Annotated in this window: 16 protein-coding genes and 1 tRNA gene; 4 read left to right on the forward strand and 13 right to left on the reverse strand. The window is 31.8% G+C overall.

The window, feature by feature from the left end; all coding sequences use genetic code 11:
* Positions 1-292 precede the first annotated feature (292 nt).
* On the reverse strand, positions 293-850 hold the full coding sequence (locus tag QLS71_RS04030) for a transposase (RefSeq protein ID WP_308990631.1): 558 nt from the start codon (positions 848-850) through the stop codon (positions 293-295).
* A gap of 284 nt (positions 851-1,134) precedes the next feature.
* Here QLS71_RS04030 and QLS71_RS04035 point away from each other — a divergent pair, with 284 nt between their 5' ends.
* The 4 genes from QLS71_RS04035 to QLS71_RS04050 are packed head-to-tail and all read left to right on the forward strand — an operon-like array spanning position 1,135 to position 3,338.
* Positions 1,135-1,638 (forward strand): type II and III secretion system protein, encoded by a 504-nt coding sequence (locus tag QLS71_RS04035; RefSeq protein ID WP_308990632.1) that lies wholly within the window; start codon positions 1,135-1,137, stop codon positions 1,636-1,638.
* Positions 1,638-2,348, forward strand: coding sequence for a hypothetical protein (locus QLS71_RS04040; RefSeq protein WP_308990633.1), 711 nt, complete (start codon positions 1,638-1,640; stop codon positions 2,346-2,348). Before QLS71_RS04035 ends, QLS71_RS04040 begins: the two co-directional genes overlap by 1 nt.
* Positions 2,345-2,833 (forward strand): hypothetical protein, encoded by a 489-nt coding sequence (locus tag QLS71_RS04045; RefSeq protein WP_308990634.1) that lies wholly within the window; start codon positions 2,345-2,347, stop codon positions 2,831-2,833. The genes QLS71_RS04040 and QLS71_RS04045 overlap by 4 nt, the downstream gene beginning before the upstream one ends.
* A complete protein-coding gene (locus QLS71_RS04050) occupies positions 2,826-3,338 on the forward strand; it encodes a hypothetical protein (protein ID WP_308990635.1) in 513 nt (170 codons plus the stop codon). Before QLS71_RS04045 ends, QLS71_RS04050 begins: the two co-directional genes overlap by 8 nt.
* 160 nt (positions 3,339-3,498) lie before the next feature.
* Here the strand turns inward: QLS71_RS04050 and QLS71_RS04055 are convergent, their stop codons facing one another.
* The 12 genes from QLS71_RS04055 to QLS71_RS04110 all read right to left on the reverse strand — a co-directional run bounded on the left by QLS71_RS04055 (position 3,499) and on the right by QLS71_RS04110 (position 23,692).
* Complete coding sequence (locus QLS71_RS04055) at positions 3,499-5,136, reverse strand: alpha-glucosidase (protein ID WP_308990636.1); 1,638 nt, start codon at positions 5,134-5,136, stop codon at positions 3,499-3,501.
* A 1-nt stretch (position 5,137) separates the two neighbouring features.
* Complete coding sequence (locus QLS71_RS04060) at positions 5,138-7,591, reverse strand: hypothetical protein (protein ID WP_308990637.1); 2,454 nt, start codon at positions 7,589-7,591, stop codon at positions 5,138-5,140.
* A 32-nt stretch (positions 7,592-7,623) separates the two neighbouring features.
* Positions 7,624-9,372, reverse strand: a complete 1,749-nt coding sequence (locus QLS71_RS04065; protein WP_308990638.1) for a hypothetical protein — start codon at positions 9,370-9,372, stop codon at positions 7,624-7,626.
* Positions 9,359-10,645 (reverse strand): MFS transporter, encoded by a 1,287-nt coding sequence (locus QLS71_RS04070; RefSeq protein ID WP_308990639.1) that lies wholly within the window; start codon positions 10,643-10,645, stop codon positions 9,359-9,361. The genes QLS71_RS04065 and QLS71_RS04070 overlap by 14 nt, the downstream gene beginning before the upstream one ends.
* Positions 10,642-11,694: a glycoside hydrolase family 130 protein gene (locus QLS71_RS04075; protein ID WP_308990640.1), complete on the reverse strand. Its 1,053-nt coding sequence runs from the start codon at positions 11,692-11,694 to the stop codon at positions 10,642-10,644. The genes QLS71_RS04070 and QLS71_RS04075 overlap by 4 nt, the downstream gene beginning before the upstream one ends.
* 52 nt (positions 11,695-11,746) lie before the next feature.
* Positions 11,747-13,063, reverse strand: coding sequence for a hypothetical protein (locus QLS71_RS04080; RefSeq protein WP_308990641.1), 1,317 nt, complete (start codon positions 13,061-13,063; stop codon positions 11,747-11,749).
* Between the two features lie 167 nt (positions 13,064-13,230).
* Positions 13,231-14,718: a RagB/SusD family nutrient uptake outer membrane protein gene (locus tag QLS71_RS04085; protein WP_308990642.1), complete on the reverse strand. Its 1,488-nt coding sequence runs from the start codon at positions 14,716-14,718 to the stop codon at positions 13,231-13,233.
* 11 nt (positions 14,719-14,729) lie between these two features.
* A complete protein-coding gene (locus tag QLS71_RS04090) occupies positions 14,730-17,786 on the reverse strand; it encodes a TonB-dependent receptor (protein ID WP_308990643.1) in 3,057 nt (1,018 codons plus the stop codon).
* A gap of 227 nt (positions 17,787-18,013) precedes the next feature.
* The gene (locus QLS71_RS04095; protein ID WP_308990644.1) at positions 18,014-22,210 is read right to left on the reverse strand and encodes a response regulator; all 4,197 of its coding nucleotides are present in this window, start codon (positions 22,208-22,210) and stop codon (positions 18,014-18,016) included.
* Positions 22,211-22,419: 209 nt separating this feature from the next.
* A tRNA-Met gene (locus QLS71_RS04100) sits at positions 22,420-22,492 on the reverse strand.
* A gap of 121 nt (positions 22,493-22,613) precedes the next feature.
* Positions 22,614-22,796 (reverse strand): CPXCG motif-containing cysteine-rich protein, encoded by a 183-nt coding sequence (locus QLS71_RS04105; RefSeq protein ID WP_308990645.1) that lies wholly within the window; start codon positions 22,794-22,796, stop codon positions 22,614-22,616.
* Positions 22,797-22,867: 71 nt separating this feature from the next.
* Positions 22,868-23,692: a Two component regulator three Y domain protein gene (locus QLS71_RS04110; RefSeq protein ID WP_308990646.1), complete on the reverse strand. Its 825-nt coding sequence runs from the start codon at positions 23,690-23,692 to the stop codon at positions 22,868-22,870.
* Between the last annotated feature and the right edge of the window lie 15 nt (positions 23,693-23,707).

The following is a 23,707-nucleotide window of genomic DNA, read 5'->3' on the forward strand; positions in this document are numbered from 1 at the left end:
GTTGAGATTTTGCCTTTTTTGCTTATTCATACCTCCCCTAGTTTTAAAACTAGCTGTTTTAGAAATTAGTTGGTTCCTGAGCAAACTGTTAATTTTGGTATGTTTTGCTATTTTTGGTATATTTTAAATGTTTTTGCATTTTTAACATGGAGTCACTTTATCTACGGAGTATCTACGAAGGAACTACGGAGGAACTACGGAGCATCTATGAAGGAGACCCGTCCTTGCCCCTTAATATTTGTTATGCGAAATTTGAAAAACTTCGCACTTTTTACATATGTTACAAAAAAAGTTACTCAAAAAATCCAACGCTATCTATTTTTAAAATAGTATGATCGTCTTGAAAGTTTCTAGCACTTGAGTATTTCCAATCTATAGCATTGGTTACAAAACCATTTTCTATTGGGTTGTTGTGTATATAATCTATTTTTTGTTTGATAACTTTATCGCTCCATAATTCTATAGGTTTATTATGGTGCTGCCAGAACTGATACTTACTTGTTGTTGCATTCCTTTTCCCTGCTCTTTCAAACATCCATAACAACCATTCTTTTCTACTTTCTTGCGGATTATTTTCTATAGCTTCTATTACTTTTTTTGAAGTATGACGTTTAAAATCTCTTAGTAATTCTGATGGTTGCTCGTTTGCTGACCTGAATATAAAATGTACATGACTTGGCATAAAACAATAAGCATACAACTCCATACCCTTTTCTGCTCTGCAATAATTCACACTTTCAGCTAATACATTAAAGTAAGCTTGTCTTGTAAAAACGTCTATCCAGTTTATGGTTGCAAAGCTTATAAAATATAACCCTGACTTGTTATGGAATTTATAGTTTCTGCTCATGTAACTAATATAGAAAAAACTTGTTATAAATTAATTACATCTTTTGCTACCGCTAAGCTGTGCTTAGTGGCCGTTAACTAGCTAGAATTCTTTAAAATAAAAAAGCCTTTACAAATTAGTGTGAAAACTTCTCTTTTATTTTTCTTACTCTTACCGCCACTAGCAAATGCTAGCGGCAGCAGGGGTGCTAAAACCATAAAAATAAAGTACTTAACGGTTTTGATGGTTTTGGACATATTAATTTAGGAAAAGTAGTTCCTAACTTTTTTGCAACCATAAAGGCTATGGAATCTAACGGGAACATTAAAATTCGTTCTACGCCTAAACTATCCACTCTTAATGGGCATAGAGCCACCTTTTCAAACGGGCAAACATCTTACTATGCCGTAACTCAGCGAAATATTTATGGTACCGATAACCCCCAAACATCAGAAATCACCAACTACGAACCTATTGATGCCGAACTTGGGTTAACCATTAAACCTATGGTTTCAGGTGACGGTCAAGTAACGCTTGATATTTTTGTGATACAGTCTAGTTTTGGATTACGTATTGCTGAAGATGCACCTCCCGATTTGAGCTCCCGTGAATTCAGTTCTATTATCAGGGTTCATGATCAAGATATTGTGGTTTTGGGAGGTTTGGAGGAGCAAGTAAAAAACGATTCAGGTACTGGCGTTCCGTTTCTAGCTCGAATTCCTGTTATTAAATGGCTTTTTAGTAGCCGTAAACGGGAGGACTCCAAGTCGAAGTTAACGGTACTCATAAAACCAACAGTTATTTATTAATGTTAAGGAATCTTAAAACATATTTTGAATTTGGAAACCGTTTTTGTGGTGTGGAACATGGTTTACTAAACGATCAAGAGATTATTTATGCCACTGTTTTAAAAAAAACTAAAAACAATGTAATACTTGAGCATACTTTCAAAAATGTGGCTCTTGAGAATGTTATCTCAAAGCTTCACAAAAAACAAGCTGTTTTTTTAATTATCAATAACAATAATGTTTTAACAAAACACATTGAAAGCTCTCAAACGGCATTATTAAAATTAGCACATCATGCTTTCCCCAATGTCGATCTCGATGATTTTTTTTATGAAGTTATTTCTCAAGAAAATAATAATCATGTCGTCTCTATTTGCAGAAAAGAATATATTGAAGGGTTGATTCTTAATTATAAAACATATGGAGTTTCCTTGATTGATATATCATTAGGGAACGCGATAATAACCAGTATCTCACGCTTTTTAAACACTACGCCTATAATAACTTCCAACGCATGTATTTCTATGGACACAGATAGAGTTACTTCTGTTGAAAAAAAAAACATTGAAGATACTATCACATATGATGTTAATGGTTTGCAAGTAACCAATTGGCAGTTACTCTCGCTGGCTGGAGCCTTGAATATTTTATTAGATAGTTTTTATCCTATAACCAATTTCGGTGCCTTAAAAATAATTATAAACAGTCCCGGTTCTATACCATATTCATGAAATTTGGATTGGTTTTTATTTTAATTGGTCTACTCTTTAATTTTTTTGTTTTTAACTATTATTTTGAAGCTGTCCACTCCTTACAACAAACTTCTCAAATAAATCAAACTACCAAACAAAAACTATTAGAACTTAATGGAAGTGTTAATAAATCACAAAAAATGGTAGATGATATGTTAAAAAGTAGTTCTTCCAAAAGCTCCTTTTATGTGAATGCTGTTATTCAAGGATTGCCAAATAGCATTTTATTAACCGAAGTCAATTATCAACCACTGCTTAAACGTATTAAAAGTGGACAATCTATCGAAACAGATCACAACACGATGTTGGTTTCTGGAGAGTCAAACCATAGTGAGTCCTTTTCAAAATGGATCGCTGATTTAGAGGTCATAGATTGGGTAGAAAAAGTTGAGATATTGCACTATGAAGATACTTCAACATTGGTTTCAAACTTTAGTTTAAAACTTATTATAGCCCATGACTAAAAAAACCAAAAACGTCCTACTCCTTGTTGGTTTTGTATTAACCCTACTGCTCTGTTATCAGATAGCAATATCAAAAACGGTGGCTTTAAAAAAAGAATACAACACCTTAAAGCAACAAGAAACTTTATTTAAAAACACTCCCAAACAGGTCGAGCTATTAAAACAAAAGCAGCGCTATTATGATGGGCTACTTTCAAAATACCAGCTTAATGGGAGTTCGGTTCAAAACAATCTTTTAAAAACCATCAACTCTTATGCCGATAGTACAAATCTTAAAGTCATCGAATTTATCGAACCTCATATCATTTATCAAAATGAATTGAAAGTTAGTACTTATCAATTTACTTTAGAAGGTAATTATAATGCCATTTTAAAGCTTATTTACAAGCTAGAACAGGAAACCAAGTTTGGTGAGATTACTAATCTACATTTTGAAAAGAAAATCAATTTTAGAACAGGGTATTCCTATCTACAAGCACGAGTATTATTGAAGAGCTTTGGGTAAAAAATGAATTTAATAGCGCTACTTTATATTTATTTTCGATTTAAACTGTATACGTTAAACAAAAGTAAGTAAAGGAAATTAAATACATAAAACCTTTGTAACGGGAACAAAAAAACTCAACCCTTTTAAAAAACTCTATGTTTTATATATCATTTAGGACTTAATTAACCCCTTTAATAATTGTATAATTATTAGGATTTAATTTCAATTGACCCGTTAGAATTTTTTCATTTTCTTTTAAAATAATTTCATGTAATGAATTACTAAAATTAAAATAACATTTAATAAATTCGTCATGAAATGTTCTTGAAAATGAAATTAAATCTTTTGAAAAGGACAATTCTTTATATATACCATATTGAAGAATTGGTTCTGAGTTTCTTAATAATATGAGTTTTTTATATTTATTAAGTAATGCGTTTTTGTCTTTTTCAAATTCTTCAACATTCAAATATTTATAATTTTGATTCACTTTTATCCAAGGTTCTTTATTAGAAAACCCAGCATATTCACTAGTATCCCATTGCATTGGACTTCTAGATTTATCTCTATTATGTTTATTTCCTATTATAAGGGCTTCTTCTTTAGACTTTCCATTATTTAAAGCCAAACTATAATGTGTTCGGCCTTGAATATCCCTCATTTCATCTATTAAATTAGCTTCAATATTCTCCATGCCAATTTCTTCACCATAATATATAAAAGGAACACCTTTTGCTGTTAGCATTAAAGCGGCTAGGGCTTCAGCCCTACCTGGGTTGTTTTTTGCTAAACGACTTACAAGGCGAGACATGTCATGACTTCCAAAAAACAATGTTGGATAGTTGCTCATGTTTTTTTCCATACTTTGCAACTCATCAAAAATACGTTGCGCAGAAAACTCAGAAATACTTCCAAAATTAAAATTAAAAACCACATCCAATAACTCTGGCGCTTGATATAGCTTTAAGGTCTCAATTTTATCGCTTCCTATTTCACCAACTATAAAACGATTATCGTATTCATTAACGGTGGCTCGAATAGCTTTCATGGCCTTTTTAACACCTTTTTGATTGATGTCATTTAAATGTTCCTGCTCTCCCTCTTCATTTATTGGATTGTCTAGAGTAATTCCTTCAGTAGTTAAAAAATTAATAACATCCAACCTAAAACCGTCAACTCCCGTATCTAACCAAAAACGAAGCACATCTTGTATTTCTTGAACAACCTTTGGGTTTCCCCAATTAAGGTCTGCCATTTTTGGGTCAAATTGATGATAATAATATTGATTTGATACCCTGTCAAATTCCCATGCTGTTCCACCAAAAAATGATTCCCAATTATTGGGTGTGTCTTTCCAAATATAATAATTTCTATAAGGGTTGTTTTTGGATTTTTTTGCTTCTTGAAACCATTTTGATTCTGTAGAAGTATGATTTACTACCAAATCCATAATAACTTTTATTCCACGACCATGTGCTTCTTCTAAAAAAAAATTAAAATCTTCTAAAGTTCCATATGTTGAATCAACTTCGTAATAACTACTCACATCATACCCATTATCTACTTTTGGTGACTTCAAGAAAGGTGTTAACCAAATACCTTTAACGCCTAAACTTTGAATATAATCTAATTTTGATGCGACCCCTTTGAAATCACTAAAACCGTCACCATCACTATCTTTATAGCTAGGCATATAAATTTCATAGAAAACGGTTTCTTTCCACCAAATTTCTTTTGTGTTTTTGACTGTTTGAGTATTACATGAAATAAGGGTAAAAAGGAAAAAAATTAATACGGTTGTGTTTAGTTGTTGCATTTTATTTTTTAAAATCAGGATCCATAGCTGGTTCACGGATACCAGCTACTTCATTTGCCATGAGTATAAACACGTTCCAGCATAAACCTCTTGTTGATTCCCACCAAGAATCTGTTGTCGTCCATTTTGTTGGAATAAACTCTTTACTGTAAGGCCATTTTGGATTGAGATTAATCTCTGCCCATGCCCTATTCTCCATAAGTGCTTTTGCTTTATGCCACCCGTGACGTAATCCAACTACATATCCACAATATTCAGGTCGCATCCAGCTTCCTCCATTGTAATAAAAACCATCCCTTGCACCATCTTTATAGTTAACTTCTCCAAACTCTCTAAAAGGCTGATAGTCTGAAGTTAAATAGGAATAACCCTTTTCGCTCTTATCCAATCGGACACAAACAGGTGCGGTAGTGCCATATTCTGGATGCGGTGAATTTGGGACTTTATTTAGTATCGGTATTTGATTTAAATGATTGATAACCATGTCATCAGTTAGCATAGGTTTATTGAACAACCATAATGAGAAAAATTCAGGTTCTAAATCGGTCATTGTAATGACATCAGGAAAATCACGATCGAACAACAAGTGCTTTCTTTGTAAATCGTAAAAATCAAGATAACCTAATTCTGCTTTTTTAATATATGAGTCGGATATATTATAACCTAGTTCTTTAATTGTTTTTAACGCAATTGCAAACATACCTTGGTTTACTGCCAACTTATCTGTCTTAGGCTCATACACATTAATATCGACTTGACTTAACGTAAAATGCGATTCACATATACCGTTTCTATCCTCATCAAATTCATTTAAAACATATTCAACGGCTTTATCTATTTTCTCTTTAGGCAGCGTAACACCAAAACGCCTTTTATTCATCATAGCCCAAATTAAAAACTGAATAGTCGCTTCATTGTCTTTAGCCTCTATTGTGCCCATATAAGGCGTTATAATGGTAGCTACAGCTCCTTTGGAGTTTTGAGTTTTAGACCATTGTTCCCAAATTTTTAAATTTAATTCCTCATTATAACTTGAGACTATAGAAAAAAACGAATCCCTATTGTACATATCTGGCGCATAATTCATGTTGGGAACATTCAAAGGCGTAAAATCATTAATTGATGTGATCCAGGTCAACATGTTGAAGTTTGCATATAACATTTTTTCTATCAAAGATCCTTTAAACCCTTTCCCTTCGGCAAAACGTGATTGAGAAGAAATTACAAAATCATGGTGGTTGGTCCAAGGTTCAACAAACACATAGCTTGTTTTGGTAACCATTTCACCCATATTCATTCTGTTATAAGGTTCTCTTTGGGGTTGGTGTTCTATAATTTTCAAATCTTTAATTTCTATTTTAGCCTCATTTCCTGATTGGGTACCAATAAACATGGAAACGCTGTCTTTTTCTATGTAAGGAATTAAAATACTTCCCTTAAATAAAGTCCATTCATTTTCTGATATAGGGAATTGATCAATGTATTTTATGCCATGTTCTAATTCTATTGTTTTCTTTCCATTTTTAATTCTGAAAAGCTTTAACGCCATTGGAGAATTTCCTTTTAAAAGAAATGAAATAGTATATACTTTTTGATTTTTAAAAGGTGCTATTATTTCAAGCCCTGAACGGTTTGAAGGTTTACAGTTTAATGTAATGAGTCTAGGTTGTTCTTTAATTTCAACAGCACCAACTTTTATAAAATTGTCACTAATTTTTAATGCCACATCTTTTCCTGCATCTAGATTGTAGTTTTCTCCAAATTTTTGTTGGATATAATGCTGCCCTTTTACTCTTTCTTCTATGGTAGCAACAGAAACTAATTCTGCATCGGGTAATTTTCTCATTCCAACAAAACCACCCCCATGACCGTTAAACCTTCTACGGGTAGTTCTTGTATAATGGTTCTTGTATCCAGCATCCATTAAAAATCCTACCAATTGATTATGGGGTGTTACAAATCCAGCAGATGGAAACATTTCGTGAACAAAACCTCCTGGAAAATTATCATGTTCAAAAGTGATATATTTTGAAGGCGTTTCTGAGGGCTTAAAATTTTCTTCAATAGTATAATAAAGCGACGGCATACCCGATTGAAATAAATCAACACGCTTTTTAACCACATTGGAGTTTACGACTTCATAGGTTACGGTAATAGACAAATTCAAATCAAAATCTGGTAAGTAAGTCTCTTTTGATAGTTTTACAATGGTTTCATCTCCTGTCCATTCTGAACCTTTCCAATTATTAATTTCGGTTATTTCGCTTAAATCTAAATTGGCTACTTTTAGTTTAAATTCTTCCGTATTATGAATTAATAATTGGTTTCCATTGTAAATATCTACACTAAAACCTTGTTCTGTGCTTCCAACTACTTTTATGTTAATGTTTTGACTCCATCCTTTTACACCAACACCAGTGAAACAAAACAGTTGAATCATAATTATGATTCTCATTTTTTTATATAATTCAGTCATTTTTATATGTATTAGTTTGAAGTAGAATATCTGTAATCTATTATAACATCATTCGCATATAATTTGTCATTTTTTACAGACATAACTGCATCGTTCGGAACCAATACTAACAGAGAGGCCTGTTCTTTAGCTATGGTAAACGTGAAATTATTTTTTACATTCTCAGCAATAAATGCCCTTTTTATGGCATCATATATTTTTAATTTATTTTCACCTACAGAAATGGTAATTTCTTTTATTTCTGGATTAGGGTTATAAAATAAAAAAGAAGGAAAGGCATCTCCTCGATAAAAATCTGTTGCCAATAAATTTAATTGAAGAATGTTTTCAACATTTGTTTTTGAAATGATAGATCCTGCAATACCTACGTGCCCGCTTCCATAAACACTAAATTGTGACACATCAGGATTACCCTTTACCCAATGTGGTCCATCTCCTATCGCAATAGGAGCTTCTATATGTTCATATTGTTCAAAATGTGATTCTTTAATTAAACCCTCATAAGCTATAACACCTTTGGTATGTTGTTTTAGTTCTGGTATACTTTGATGCGCATCTGGCATTTCATAAGGATAGAACAGTTTTAAAGCATTGCTGGCGTTCAGCATCCATTTTCCAATCATATTTGCATAACGCTGGTCGTATCTTACCATTGGCACTAAGGGCCACATAGTATCATAGGTATTCATTAAAAACCCAAAACCTCCATGATCTACAGTACTACCTACGATTCCAGAGACATCATATCCATTCCAATTATCGACTAAAACGCCCCATCCTTCTCTACAATCGGGTGTACCATTAAATGTCCAATCAAGAATTTTAGAATAATCATAATCTGTTTCTTCTTCTGCATTTAAACGTGCAGCTACATAAGCTCCAAAGGGCATTAATATTTCGTAAAATCTATTATCTGTTTGTGACAAAAGGGCTTCTAAAGAAGATTTTGCTCCTTTTAAATATTTAGGATCATGAAATTTTTGATAAGCTGAATATAGCACATACGCATGACCTGCAGCTACGTCTTCTTGTTTGCAAATCCAGTTATCTTTGGGTTCTAAAGTGGCGTAATCAAAAAAGGAATGTGCATAGTTACCTGACATTATAGAATCGGCCTCATAAAATTTATCCGCAACTGAGCGCATGATATTTGAATAATCTTTTTCTTCTGGGTAGAAATTTGCAAGTCCATAAAACAATACATTTGGATACACATCATACCACCAATCTCTTGCATAGCCACCTCCCAACAATGCGACTTCGGGGCATGTATTATTCATCACAATATTCCAGTTAGTATCCGAATTAAAATAATTTTTCAACATAGAGACATAATTTTTTCCGTGTTGGTTTGATTTATCAATCCCCACAAGAGTTGCTCCAAACACAGAGCCTATAGTGGCCAGTGACTCATGAAAAATACCATTGTTATGTTCAGCCCCTTGCCTTAAGTCTCCCATCGCTGTATAAATTCCAAAAGTTTCTTGGTCGAAATTTTTACGAGAATTATCAACCCAAATTAATGGCCAATAATCACCTGTTTGTGTGTCATCAAAAACCAAAGAATCAAATCCTCTTGCTAAATTTTTGAAATCTATTATTTTAAAAGGTTTCGGCAAATGAGGCATTGAATCAATACGACTCAATTGAATCTGATTTATTGGTTTTTCTATACTAAATTTAGAAGGTTCCGTTTTACATGAATAAAAAACCAAACTAATAAAAAGGACTACTATATAATTTAATTTATGCATTTTCATATTTGATTACATTTTTAGTAGTTAATGTTTCATTTTCCAATGTTTCTTGTTGTTTTAAAAGTTGTTTAGCTATAATTATTGAAAGTAATTGAAGTACTCCTATAATCAATAAAGCATATCTTAAGGCGATGTCTGTATTTATATAGAAAGCAATCACTAAAAAGGTTCCAGCTCCTAAAAAACGACCAATAAATAAACCAAATTCATGATTTAGGATATAAGAAAACTCATTTCTATTTTCTATTGATGACAGTAAATCGATTACTCTTAATTGAATAGGAAAATAAGCAATATCAAGAACTGGTCTTGCTATCAATAATAAAAACATGAATATGATAACTCCAGTTGTATTAAAGAGCAAACCATTAAAAAATGATGCTAAGAAAAAACAAATTAAACCAACAGAAAAAATAACTAATCGGTGTTTAGGTTTAGAATATTTCCCTAGAATAAGCATAATTATAGCTGCTATTACAGCACCTATTGATATAGCTGAACCCAATGCGCCTTCGGAATTAAAGAATTTCATCATTAACATGGCAGGCGCCGTAACAATAAAACCTTGTGCCAATCCTTTTAAAACAGCCAATTGTAGCATTTTTTTCCAGAGTTTATGAAATTTAAAATATAAAAACTTTTCACTCTTTGGTTTTTCATACTTCCCAAAATGAAATACAATAGAAGCTAAAACGGTGATTCCAAAAACAATCATTGTGATTACTCTATATGCTGAATTAACACCATCATTGCCAACTTTACCTTCACCTTCATTACCGCTCATTAAAAACCAGCCAATCATTACTGGAACAATAGAAGCAATAATTGTATAAAGAAATGTTTCTAAACCATAGTAAAAATTTCGTGTCTTATCTTTCGTAGTTGCAAGTACCAAATAATCTCTATTTGCCCAATATAATCCAAAAGACATCCCCATAATTAAACCGGCTACGGCTATCCCTATATAATTAATTTCATCTAAAGACATCATAAACACCATGGAAACGCCACTTAATATCATTCCTAATGAGAACAATCTTTTGATATTAATATTATTTAATAAATATCCATTTATAAAAAAAGTAATTGGAATACCTATATAAATGGCTAATTGATATAAGATAACTTTGGATGGATCATTAGAATTCCTCATGATATATGATGCTACAAAAATATCGATTACGGGTAATACAAAGGCATAAATGGTATTTGTAATAATTAATATTTTTGCACTTCTTGTAAAATCTTTCAATCCTACTTTTGCTAAATCTATCATGATTGTCCTAGTGTTTTTAATATTTTGTTAATTGAAAAATTTGCAGAACAAACATGTTCATCTGATGCGCCATAATACATTTTAATGGTATCTCCCTCAACGATATGACCATTTGTAAACACTACATTTCCAAAAAAACCAGTTTGTTCATAGAGTGCAAGGGGTTCCATAATGGGTTCCTCTGAACGTGCAATAACTTTTGATGGGTCTTTTAAATCCAACAACAATGCTCCTAAACAATATCGATTAGCTTCTGTAGCACCGTGATAAATTTCTAGCCAGCCTTTTTCGGTTTTGATTGGGGCTGCTCCAGCACCTAAACGTTTACTGTCAAACTTCCCTTGTCGTGTTTTTGCAATACACTTATGATTTCCCCAATGAACAGCATCAGGTGATTCAGCTAGCCATATATAATTCCCACCTAATTCTGGACTGCTTGGTCTATGAAGAGCGAAATATTTGTCATTTATTTTCTCTTCAAAAATGGCACAGTCTTTATTGTGAGGGCTGAAAATCATTCCTTTCTTTTCAAATGTTTTCCAGTCTTTTGTAGTTCTTAATCCCACTCCTACCCCATTGGCTGATACCATAGTATACGTTAGATGATAGATATTGTCTATTTTTGAAACTCTACAGTCTTCTATGCCATAAGATTCATAGTCACCTTCTCCAAAAAGAGAAGGGTACGCCATGTCTTCTTTAAAGGTTACACCATCATCACTAAAAAGTAATCTCAAATGCGATATCGTTGTTAAATGATCGGTTCCATCGTAGGTGATTACTCTGGCATCAGACGCATCCAATTTTGAGTCTTTAAGGTTAAAATCTAATATTTCAACTTTGCCAACAGAATTATATATGGGCACAGATAACAATCCTTCTTTTTGAACCGTACGTTCTGCCACACGCACTAAAAGTCCAATTTTATCTTTAAATTCAAACACGCCTGGATTAAGCAGGCATTCAATAATCATGTTTTTATTACTAGGATTTAAATCTTTTGGAGATAAAAGTGGGTTTTGATTGCTTCTTTGTGATATGTCTTTCATATAAATTTGGTGTTATATTTTCAAAAATACTATGCTTAAAATGGTCAGGTTGTTATTTTGCTTTTTCAATTTCCAAAAGCATGAGCAACGTTTCTAGCGTTGATTCTGCCCCAGAGTTCTTATTCACTTCGTTTGGACCCGTAATTCCATCAAAACAAACTCCATTACTTGGATTGTAAATGGTTTTATTAGCATCATTTTTCCCTGATAGCCACAACCCCAACTCATTAACTATATCCAAATATTTAGCATCATTTGAATAATGATATGCTTCGGCCGCTGCCCAAAGCATGGGTCTAACTCCGTAGGCAATTTGAGGATACTTATTCCTATTAACCTCTATAAATTTATTAGCTACTTTATTTATCCAAAAAGCTTCAGCAAATCCATTTTGCAACATCCAAGGATAAAAATTTTCTATTTCCAATAAGGCACTATCTATATATTCTTGATTATTAAAAACTTGACCTACTTTTAATAGTGCATAAGCCTGATTATTTCCCCAAGCATGCCATAAATTTTCAGAACTTAAAAAAGCCCCATAGGGGTAATTGTCAGCATCCCCTTTTTGCATAAGAATAATACCTTTGGCTAGATGATCAATTAATGCTTGTGAATCGTTATCTCCCGTTCTCGTATAATTTTTCAACAATCCTAAAATTAATATAGCTGACTGATCAGCAGCTGATTTTCCAGGCAGCCATGTTGGCAATTCAATGGTATTAATAACTTCTGTAGTTAAATAAGATGTTGGAAGGTCTCTTTTAATATTTGTTGTCAATTTTTCTGAGGCCATTGCTATCCTATTTGCCATATCCTCATCAGATTTCAAAAAGGGATATGCTGTCTCTATGGCCCATAACGCTCTAAATGACCACCAATTAAGCGTTGCAAGGGATGTTCTGTATTCAGTATTTATAGTAAGATCATTCCAAATAAAATTATTAAAATACCCATTTTGGTTTTGCATTTGTAAAACAAACTCGGTAAGGTTTTTAAGTTTTTCCAATGCTAATTCCTGATTACCGTATAATTCTAAATATTTTGTCAACATTACAATACCTCTTGACACATCATCTACACAGGTAAACCCCTCATTTGGTTCAATGGCATACGTATAATTTGGATATTCACTGTAAATATTAATAATCCCAACTTTTTTCCCATTAAAATTAATCTCATTATAAAGATGGTTAAAATGGTTAAAATTTAAAGCTCCATTAGGCAGTGGATCAGAGATAGTAATTTCTATATCAGGATTTGGAATACTTTCTTTAGGTTCCTTATCAGGAAAAGATGTATTGCTATCATTGCATGAAGCAAATCCCATAAGCAATATCATTAAAAGATAGGGATTTATTCTAAACATACATATCATGTTTTCAAATTTGTGTTTTTAGTAGTTATTGCCTAATCAAATAGTTATAACGGTGTTTAGAAAACCACATCATTTGTGATTAAAGGAGAAGTAGTAAACTAAAACTACTTCTCTTTAAAAAAAACTAAACTTAGAAATTAACTATTTTGAAAGATTAATTAATAACCCAGATTTTGTGTGATTGTACCTCCAGATTTATCAACGTCTCCTTGAGGAATTGGATATAAATAATTTTTATCTTGAAAATTCTTTCCTAGACCTGTTAAAACAGATTTTGCAGTTCCCCATCTTTTTAAATCATTAAATCTTTGAGACTCAAACCCTAATTCAACTCTTCTTTCAGACATCAACCAACCTTTAATTTGAGCTGGATCAGTTGAACTTGGTCTGTCTGTTAAAGTTCCTAACGGAATCACGGAGCCGTCTGCAGTTGCAGTAGTTCTCGCTCTTGTTCTTACTTGATTTATAATGGCAATAGCTCCGGAATAATCTTCAGTTTCATTTAATGCTTCAGCTTTCCAAAGGAGAACATCAGCATAACGAATATAAATTTTGTTACTAGGAGCATCATCATTTCCTTTGAAGTCACCAACTGTATTACCCAATAATTTTGAAACATTTTGATTGGTTACATCTACGGTATATAACAATCTTGGATCGTTGGGTTCAAAAGCATTTATAAAGTCCGCACTTGGTGCTATAAAGCCCCAGCCTATTAAAGCACACAACCCATTACCCTTTCTTGGGTTTTGATCTGACACATGGTCGTAAGCAAAAATGACCTCGTTTTCAGAAAACTCTTTATTTACATCAAAACTATCGAAATAATTAGCATTTAAGCTATAAAAACCAAGGGTATCTAATTCATTAACAAGACTAATTACTGTTGCCCAATCTTCATTATATAAGGCCACTTTAGCTTGCAATGCAATAACAGCACCTTTTGAAACTCTCCACGGTTCAGATGGAGATGGGTATTTTAAATTTGGTAATAGTAATTTTGCCTCTGATAAATCAGAGTTTATTTGTTTCCAAATTTCTGTTGAAGGTACTCGTACAGCTACATCAAAAGCTTCTTCAAACGATTTTAATGGAGTTGTTAAAAGTGGTACATCACCAAAATTATTTACTAAATCAAAATAATAAAAAGCTCTTAAAAAATAAGCTTCACCTAATAATTGATTTTTACGGGCATCTGCAATACCAACTTCTTGGGTTATTTCTGCATTCGTTAAATAACTTATCGCAAGGTTTATTCTATTAATGCCCTCATAATCATAAAGCCATAATCCATTAAACCCACCATTGTCTGCAGTAAAACTAAAAGCACTAAACTCATCCATCCACGCTTGATCACCATCTGGATTCCATTTTTTAATCATGTCATTGGATGCTATATCTTGCAAAATAAAATCATTTCTTAGTACTGTTCCATCATCCCAACCCCATTCACCTATAAGATTTAAGGTGCTTGCAAGAAGTTGATACGAAGAGCTTACAGACGACTCCAGCGTTGTTATTGTTGGTGTTGTATCGATTTGATCCAAAGTAAGAAGTCCTATGGGCTCTTGTGTTAGTTCATCATTACAGCTTACAAAGGATGTAATGATACATATTGCGATTAAACTATTATATATATTTTTCATAATTAATGCTTTTAAAATTTAACATTTAAACCAAACAAAATCGATGATGAGGATGGATACGTTCCTTTGTCTATTAAATCCGTTGACTCAGGATCCATTCCTGTATATTTTGTTGCTGTAAATAAATTTTGACCAGATACATACAGACGGATATCTTGAACTCCTTTTACACCATTTAAGGTATACCCCAACTCAACATTTTTAAGACGTAAGTAAGATGCATCTTCCACAAAAATACTTGACACTTTACTACTTCCATTATCCTCAAAGGCAACTCTTGGAATTGTATTACTAGTCCCTTCTCCATCCCATGCACCTAAAATATTGGTAGTATAATTAAAAGGACGTGTATCATAATCCAATATTTTCTTAGAGTCATTATATCTGTCAACACCTTCAACACCTTGAAAAAGGAATGAAAAATCAAAGTTTTTATACGATGATGAAAACGAAATACCATACGTTAAATCTGGTATTGAGCTTCCAAGGAATTTCCTATCATCAGAATTGATAATTCCATCATCATTAATATCCTCAAATTTAATATCCCCTGGTTTAACACTAGGATTTAAAGTTCCGCTTAAATGAGTGTTTATTTCTGCCTGATTTTGATAAATCCCAACCATTTTATAACCGTAATAAGCATTTAGAGGCTGTCCAACTTGTGTTCTTGTAACTTGTCCAACAAGATTTGGCACATTAGGATGTAATTTTTCAACACTATTTACCACCGTTCCTATGTTTGCATTTAAGCTATATTTGAATTCATTACTGGACTCTCTGTAGTTTAATGAAAACTCAAATCCTTTGTTGCTTACTTCTCCAGCATTTACAATGGTTGGCGCAACATCTCCCACAATACTAGGCAAACCTATTGGTAATAAAATATCTGATGTGTTTTTCACATAGTATTCTGCAGAAAAAGTTAATTTATTGTTTAAGAAACCGGCATCAAAACCTATGTTTGTAGATTCTGAACTTTCCCATTTTAAATCTTCATTTCCATAGCGATTAACAACCACTTTCCCATCTATTTGACTAATTAAAGTTAAAAAAGCATAATTGTCTATCTCTTGGTTTCCTAATTTACCCCAACCCGCTCTTAGCTTAAAATTTGATAACCATTTAACATCTTTTAAAAAATCTTCATCAGAAATTTTCCATCCAGCAGAAATTGAAGGGAAATAACCCCATCTATTATTTTCTGAAAATCTTGAAGATGCATCGGCTCTCATATTGGCTGTAACCATATATTTACTATCAAACATATAAGACGCTGATCCAAAGTAAGAGAACAAGGCCCATTCTGAAGCACTACCGCCATTCCATAAATCGGTTTCTGTAGCACCATAATCAATATATCTAAAAGTACTATCTGTATTATCAAATCGCGCTCTACTTGCTCCAATGGAGGAGCTATAATTATCAATATATTCCATTCCTAATAATGCGCTGATATCATGCTTCTCATTAAAAGTTTTAGCATAGTTTAGCGTATTATTAAATGTAATGGTACGTACTTCACCTCGCTCTTCACTTAAATTATTTGGTCGATTTTGTCTTCCTAAACCTTGGTCGGTAGCATTTCCACCTCCATCATCATCACCAAAATTTTCTCCAAATGTTTTATTATGAATAAATGATAAATCGACTCCAACATTGGTTCTAAACGTTAATTCTTTATCTTTTAAAAAAGAATACTCAGTATATATATTCCCAAATGTTCTAAAATCCTTTCTTACATCATCAGTAAAATAAGCCAATGCAATAGGATTTGATGACCATTCATACTTATCACTTTCCCATCCACCACTATCTCTATCATTATGAAGGTAAAAAGGTAAATCTGTAAAAGGATCTCTTTGAGAATAAGTAGGATCGTTAACATCTTTATACACCCCAATAACAGGTGCTCTTAATAAGGCATGTCTTATTATCCCAGGTTCATCTCCTTTTGAAGATATTGCATCTTGTGTGGCATATGTTAACTGAAGATTGGTTCCAATTTTAAAACGATCCGTTAAATTAACATTCAGATTGGTTCTATAACTTAATCTTTTATACTTATCATTATCAAATATTACAATACCATCTTGGCCATAATAACCCAACGACATTAAAAATTGAACTTTATCACTTCCTCCGCTTGCAGTAAATTGTAAGTTTTGAGATTTTCCTGTTTCAAATAATTCATCCAACCAATCAGTATCAGAAAAATCAGCTCTACCTTTGTCTGCTGTGTATGGATTAATTCCTGTTCTATCAGAATTATTCCAAGCTTTTTCAACCGTATTCATATACTGCTCGGCATTCAGCATGTCTGAAAGGTTAGATGCAAAATGAAGCCCGGTATAATAGCTCATATCAAAACTTATTTTTCCTTCTTTTCCACTTTTTGTAGTAATTAACACGACACCACCGGAAGCTCTTGAACCGTATATAGCAGCTGCAGAAGCATCTTTTAAAACAGTCATTGATTTTATATCAGCTTGATTTAAAAAACCAATATCTCTTGTGGGGATACCGTCTATTACATATAATGGATTGTTGTCACCAATAGTCCCTAATCCACGGATGCGAACTTCAATAGCATCACCAGGAGCCCCCGTACTAGAGGTTACCTGTACGCCTGCAATTTGTCCTTGCAAAGCTTGAGTTACATTGACCACCCTAGTTTTTTCAAGATCGCCCATATCCACAACTGAAACAGCACCTGTTAATGTGGATTTTTTCCTTGATGAATAACCAACAAGTACTATTTCATCCAATGTTTTTAAGTCTTCTGTCAATACAACATTAATTTGACTTTGTCCATTAATAGATACCTCCTTATTAATATAGCCTATCATACTAAAAACTAAAATAACATCAGAATCCACACTCTTAATGGTATAATTACCATCAAAATCGGTTGCTGTGCCTCGAGAAGTTCCTTTTATTATGACGTTTACTCCTGGTAATGGACCATTAATATCGGAAACTGTACCTTTAATGGTTTGGGCAAACAATGTGCCCCCAAATAATAATGTACCCACTAAGAATAGATTATAAATAATATTTTTCTTCATAATAGTGTATTTAATTGATTCATAAATTGAATAGTTCTTTTCATAATTCTAAAAAATTTTGTTGATTGATTTAGTTAATGGTTGGTATATATTTATGACTATAAAATCACTTTATAAAGGTATATAAGCGAGATATTAAAAGATGTACACTATTTCATCAAAAGTGTACACAGGAAGCTAAAGACTTGATTATTTACCAATTAACACTGGTGGTTAATGATTTATTCTTAAGATACTGGAAGATTATTTTTAAGTTGATAATTTTTTGGAGTAATACTATACATTTTTTTAAACTCTCTGTAAAAATAAGATCTGTTATTAAATCCTGATTTATAACATACTTCTGAAACTGTAAGATTACTTTTTCGCAAAAGTTCGGCGGCATATTTCAATCTAATTGTGCGTATTAAATCTCCTGGAGAAAAACCAAAGACATGTTTAATTTTTCGATATAATTGGGAACTACTAATTCCTAACTTTTCTTCAATAAATAAACTTTGCAAGTTTTCATTATCAATATTATTACGAATTAATTCAATAACTTTTCTTAATAATTCTTTTTCATCATCTTCAACTGGAAGATTTTTAATGTCTTCTACAAAAGTATCTTTGGAAAGATGTTTTAATATGAGTTCTCTTTCTTCAAGTAGTTTTTGTACTCTAATAAGAATATGATCTGGGTGAAATGGCTTAGGAATATATGAATTAGCACCACTTTCCAACCCTTCAATCCGGTGTAAAATAGAGCTCTTTGCGGTAAGCATTATAATAGGAATATGACAAGTTAAATCATTGCTTTTAATATTTTTACAAAGCTCTATACCATCCATTTCAGGCATCATAATATCAGTAATGATGATATCGGGAAGTTCCTTTTTCATTATTGTCATGGCTTCCAATCCATTACTAGCAATTATGATTTTATATTTTTCTTTTAACAATTCATTCAAAAATAATTGAATTTCTCGTTCGTCTTCAACTATCAATACCACTTTTCGTTTTTCTAAAAAAGCTTCCAGCGATGACATTTTATTTAATACACCATCAGAATCATTTGGACTTTCATCAAGTATATTTTTAAGGTAATCTGAAATCAAAATTTGACTTTCCTCTGTATCAATTTCTTTACTTTTAAATGATTCTTTACTACAAGGAATCGTAATTAAAAAAACAGTTAATTTGTTTGGCTTGCTCGACACATCAATACCACCTCTTAGCACCGTAACTAATTTTTTAATGTAGGCCAAACCAATCCCTGTTCTAAACAAGTCTGTATCTGATTTATCTGCTGTATCCGTTAAAAAAAACCTATCAAATAAAGAGTCTATTTTTTCTTTGGAAATTCCTTTTCCGGTATTGGATACTTTAATAGAAAGTGATTTTATTTCATCACCCTGAATATTGAACTCTAATTTAATACTACCATTTTGCGGTGTGTATTTAAATGCATTAGACAACAAATTAAAAATTATTTTTTCAATTTTATCCTTATCAAACCAACCTACTAATTCGGTTGGCAATTCTAAATCAAACTCAATATTCTTATCTAAAGCCCATTCATCAAATAACTCCGCTATTTGCTCAACCAAATTGACCAAATCAAACTGCTTTACAGTAACTTCTAAATAATCATATTCAGCCTTTCTAAATTCAAGTAATTGTTGTGTTAAAAAAAGTAGTCTAGAAGAGTTTCTCTGGATCATATTAATGAACTTCTTACTTCGCTCTCCCATGTTTTCAGATTCGGCAAGCTTTTGCACCGGCCCTACTATTAAGGTTAAGGGTGTTTGAAATTCGTGGGCAATGTTTGTAAAAAACGTAAGTCTGTTTTGGTGGATTTCTTCCTCTCGTTTTTGAAAAATTATATTCTGCCTTAATTTATATTGTTTGTTAAAATAGCTCCACACAAAAAGAAGAAAAAGAAGTAATAAGGTAAAATAAACGAATATAGCCGCATTCGATTGCCAAAAAACAGGTTTGATTTTAATATCGATAGCATGAACGGCTTTACACCAAACACCATCGCTATTAGACCATTTAATCCATAAAGAATATGCCCCTTTAGGTACATTAGTAAAGGAAATCGTTCTTCTACTATTGATAGTATTCCAATCTTGATCAAAATTATTTAACTTATAGGCATATTGACATTTTTCGTTATTAATAAAGGTTAATGCAGCCAATTTAATATCAAAAAAATTTTGATTATGTTCCAAAACTATAGATGGATATGTTTTTGAATTTGGAGAAACAACAAGGCTCTGATAATACGGAACTTCTTGATTTTGACCACTTATTTTATCAATTAGAATATCTGGAATAACTTGAGACTCTTCTTTTTTAGAAGGTGAAAAATAATTAAATCCTTTGATACCTCCCATAAAAATTAAATTTGCACTATCATTTTGATAAAAAGCCCCATCTGCAAACTCATTATTTTGCAAACCTTCATTTTTTGTATAATTAATAAATTTTGAATCATTGAATACAAAATTGGACAACCCAAAGTTTGTACTTATCCAAAGGTTAGAGTTTTTATCCGAAATAATACCGTGGACTGTATTGTTTGGCAGACCTTCTTTTACAGTAAAGTTTTTAAATGTTGGTGCATCATCATTATTAAATTCCTCCAGTAAATTCAAGCCAAAACTTGTCCCGATCCAAAGTCTTTTTTGAATGTCAGTATGAAGGCATAAAATATCATTATTTGATAAACTTTGTGAATCATTTTTTCTGTTTTTAAAGGTTTTGAATCTATTTATCTCCTTATTGAAAAGATTTAATCCACCCAATCTCGTTCCGACCCAAAGCTCTGTATCGCTTTTTGGAACTATTGAAAAAACAATATTACTGCTTAAAGCTCCCTTTACCTCATTCTGGGCTAAGTATTGCTTAAACTCACTTACTTTTAAAAGCTCTCCGAAACGCGAAATTTTAAAACGAATCATTCCATATCCATTCGTTCCAAGCCAAATAAATCCACTTGCATCTTGATAAATTGTGTAAGTAGATTTAAAATATTTGCATAATTCACTGCCTGCAATTTCAGTCCAATTAATAAGTTTTGAACTTTTTAAGTCAAAAACATTAATTCCTTCTCCATCTGTACCAATAAAAATAAGATTGTTTTTCCCCTTACAAAGGGAGAATACCGCATTGTTGATGGAGCTATTACTTTCATTAAAATTTTGATATTTTATTTGTTCATTTGAATTAAGGTAAAACTTAGATGGAAATCGGAATAAACCTTTTCCTTTTGTTCCTACCCAAAACGAATGTCCTTCAACTTCTAAAAATGCTCTTACAATACCGCCATCTATTTCAGGCACTTGTGTTTTAGAAACTAAATTAAATACTTTTTTTTGTGGATACAATTTAAAAAGTCCATCCCCATCAGTTCCCGTCCAAATAACATTTTCAGTTCCTTCTAATAATGTGGTTATTTTTTGGTTCTTAAGTTTTTTAGTCCATGCATTATTTATTGTACTTCCTAAACTATCAAGGATAAAATATCCTGAATCATTATATAATAAAACCCCCTCTTTAGTTCTAGATATCACATTTTGAATGTTGATTTTATTAATTCTCTTCTCAATTTTATCTTTAAAAGAATATAACACAGGATTACCAGAAACTGTAATAAAACACATTTGGTTTTGAGACAAAATTTCAAAATCTTTTACATTAGTTAAAATCCGCTTTACTTGAGAAACTATTTTTGCACCTTCCTTATTAGTTTTTAGTTTTAAGGAATAAAGTTCATTGTTATCTAATAGTAAAAGTAAGTCGCCGTTTTGGTTGAATACCATCTTATTAACAGCATTACTAGGTAGGTTTTTAATTTCAAATAATTTAAAAACGTCACCATTAAAGTATCCAATTCCCCAGTCTTTAACAGCACAAAAGACCATTTTAGAACTATCAAGAGCCATATTGAATTCTGATTCAGAAAAAGGAGGTTTGTCCTTTCTATAAAAATAATATCTTTTAAACGTATTTGATTTTTTGTTATATCTATTTAAACCGTGAACAGTCAACACCCAAATATGTCCAGTATTATCTTCGTCTATTTTAAGAATTACTTGGTTGGTAAGACTGTTTTCAGTATTCAATTCAGGTCTAAAAATCTTAAAATTATTACCATCATATCTGTTTAATCCATCCCAAGTACCGATCCATAATAAATTCTCAGAATCTTGAAAAATGGTATTTACAGAACTGTTGGAAAGTCCATTTGTATTATCTAATTGTTCGGTAGAATATTTAACATCTAAAATATTTGAATTATTAATATTACTTTTATAAAAAGAGTCTAACTCAATTATATTTTTAGATGGGATATTTAATAAGGTTTGCTCATGCTTTTTACTACAACCAATAATTGTAAAAAAAATAATTACTGTCTGTATTAGTATAGATTTCAAAATTGAACTTGATTAATTTTATAAAAAAGCAATATTTTTAAGCATTGACCTGACTTAAACACAAGAATACGATTTATATATAAATATATTATTTATTATTAAATATTTAAGGCTGAACTTTTAATGGCTTTAATAGTTTAAATAACTTATTCTGTACTATATGAAATAAAAAAAAGGTCTCAATTTCTTGAAACCCTTGTTATTCCTAGTAGCGGGAACTGGACTCGAACCAGTGACCTTCGGGTTATGAGCCCGACGAGCTACCTACTGCTCTATCCCGCGATGTTAATACTTAAAACAATTTACTTAGCTTTTAACTTTCGGTTCATAATGCCGACCAAATTGTTTCGGAATGCAAATATACAACCCTTTTTAATTTCTGCAAGTATAAAATTAGAAAATATTATTGTTCTATGTTATCTACCTGAAAATCTACTAATTCAGAATTAATAAATTTAACAGAAAGTTGAATTGGATGGCAACAAACCTCGCAATCTTCTATATATACCTGTTTAGAAACCGAAATATCTAACATCATTGAAATAGTTTCCCAACAATACGGACATGTAAAATAATGTTCTAACATAACCCCTTAAAGATAAAACAAAAACAGCCAACATAAATGTTGGCTGTTTTTGTTTTCAACTAGAAATATATTTAATCTTTTTCAATATCTAAAATTGCTGTAGAGTTTTGCATTTCCATTTGCAATACATTAGGTGGGGTTTTACCAGACACACTTATGTACTCTTCATTTAAATTATTGTCACTAACCATAATAGTGTTTAATTTTTTTAAATTCATAAACGCCATTGGTAGATCGCCTGAAAGCTGGTTAGTTGATAATATCAACTCTTCTAAATTAGTTAATTGAGCTATTTCAACAGGGATTTCTCCTTCTAATTTATTATCCATCAAACTTAACTTTTCAAGTTTAGACAAAGCATAAATACCATTTGGAATGGTTCCTGTTAAAAAATTACTACCTAGCAAAAGTTCTTTTAAGTTTGTTAATCCCATTAAAGCTTGAGGAATCTCTCCATCAAATTTATTACTATATAATTTTAATGATACTAGCTTCTTTAATTCACCTAATTCGGAAGGAATATGACCCTCAAATCGATTCATAAATAATTCTAAAAACATTAATTCTTTTAAGTTTTTTATAGAAGAAGGAAGTATACCTTCTAATTTATTAAAACCTAAATTAATTTTCTTTAAATAAACTAACTCCCCAATTTCTTGGGGTAAATGACCTTGAAGATTATTAAACTGAAGATTTATTTCTACAACTTTATCGTTTTCAACTTTAATACCATACCATGTGTTAACAGGTGCTTTGATATTCCATGTAGAGTTCCATTCGCTACCATTTGTTGCGTTATAAAGAGCTATTAAAGCTTCTTTTTCACCTAGAGAAACACCCGCAAATGAATATGCTGTTATAAAAAAAGATACAACAATAAGTTTTAAAGTCTTCATGGTTGAATAAATTTT

This window comes from Mariniflexile litorale (assembly GCF_031128465.2).
GTDB lineage: Bacteria > Bacteroidota > Bacteroidia > Flavobacteriales > Flavobacteriaceae > Mariniflexile > Mariniflexile litorale.

Bases quoted from the DNA above. Each gene is read 5' to 3' on its own strand.
- QLS71_RS04045 (WP_308990634.1), top strand. From the start codon at position 2,345: ATGAAATTTGGATTGGTTTTTATTTTAATTGGTCTACTCTTTAATTTT.
- QLS71_RS04070 (WP_308990639.1), bottom strand. From the start codon at position 10,645: ATGATAGATTTAGCAAAAGTAGGATTGAAAGATTTTACAAGAAGTGCA.
- QLS71_RS04085 (WP_308990642.1), bottom strand. From the start codon at position 14,718: ATGAAAAATATATATAATAGTTTAATCGCAATATGTATCATTACATCC.
- QLS71_RS04105 (WP_308990645.1), bottom strand. From the start codon at position 22,796: ATGTTAGAACATTATTTTACATGTCCGTATTGTTGGGAAACTATTTCA.
- QLS71_RS04035 (WP_308990632.1), top strand. From the start codon at position 1,135: ATGGAATCTAACGGGAACATTAAAATTCGTTCTACGCCTAAACTATCC.
- QLS71_RS04075 (WP_308990640.1), bottom strand. From the start codon at position 11,694: ATGAAAGACATATCACAAAGAAGCAATCAAAACCCACTTTTATCTCCA.
- QLS71_RS04050 (WP_308990635.1), top strand. From the start codon at position 2,826: ATGACTAAAAAAACCAAAAACGTCCTACTCCTTGTTGGTTTTGTATTA.
- QLS71_RS04060 (WP_308990637.1), bottom strand. From the start codon at position 7,591: ATGAGAATCATAATTATGATTCAACTGTTTTGTTTCACTGGTGTTGGT.
- QLS71_RS04055 (WP_308990636.1), bottom strand. From the start codon at position 5,136: ATGCAACAACTAAACACAACCGTATTAATTTTTTTCCTTTTTACCCTT.
- QLS71_RS04080 (WP_308990641.1), bottom strand. From the start codon at position 13,063: ATGTTTAGAATAAATCCCTATCTTTTAATGATATTGCTTATGGGATTT.
- QLS71_RS04110 (WP_308990646.1), bottom strand. From the start codon at position 23,692: ATGAAGACTTTAAAACTTATTGTTGTATCTTTTTTTATAACAGCATAT.
- QLS71_RS04090 (WP_308990643.1), bottom strand. From the start codon at position 17,786: ATGAAGAAAAATATTATTTATAATCTATTCTTAGTGGGTACATTATTA.
- QLS71_RS04040 (WP_308990633.1), top strand. From the start codon at position 1,638: ATGTTAAGGAATCTTAAAACATATTTTGAATTTGGAAACCGTTTTTGT.
- QLS71_RS04065 (WP_308990638.1), bottom strand. From the start codon at position 9,372: ATGAAAATGCATAAATTAAATTATATAGTAGTCCTTTTTATTAGTTTG.
- QLS71_RS04030 (WP_308990631.1), bottom strand. From the start codon at position 850: ATGAGCAGAAACTATAAATTCCATAACAAGTCAGGGTTATATTTTATA.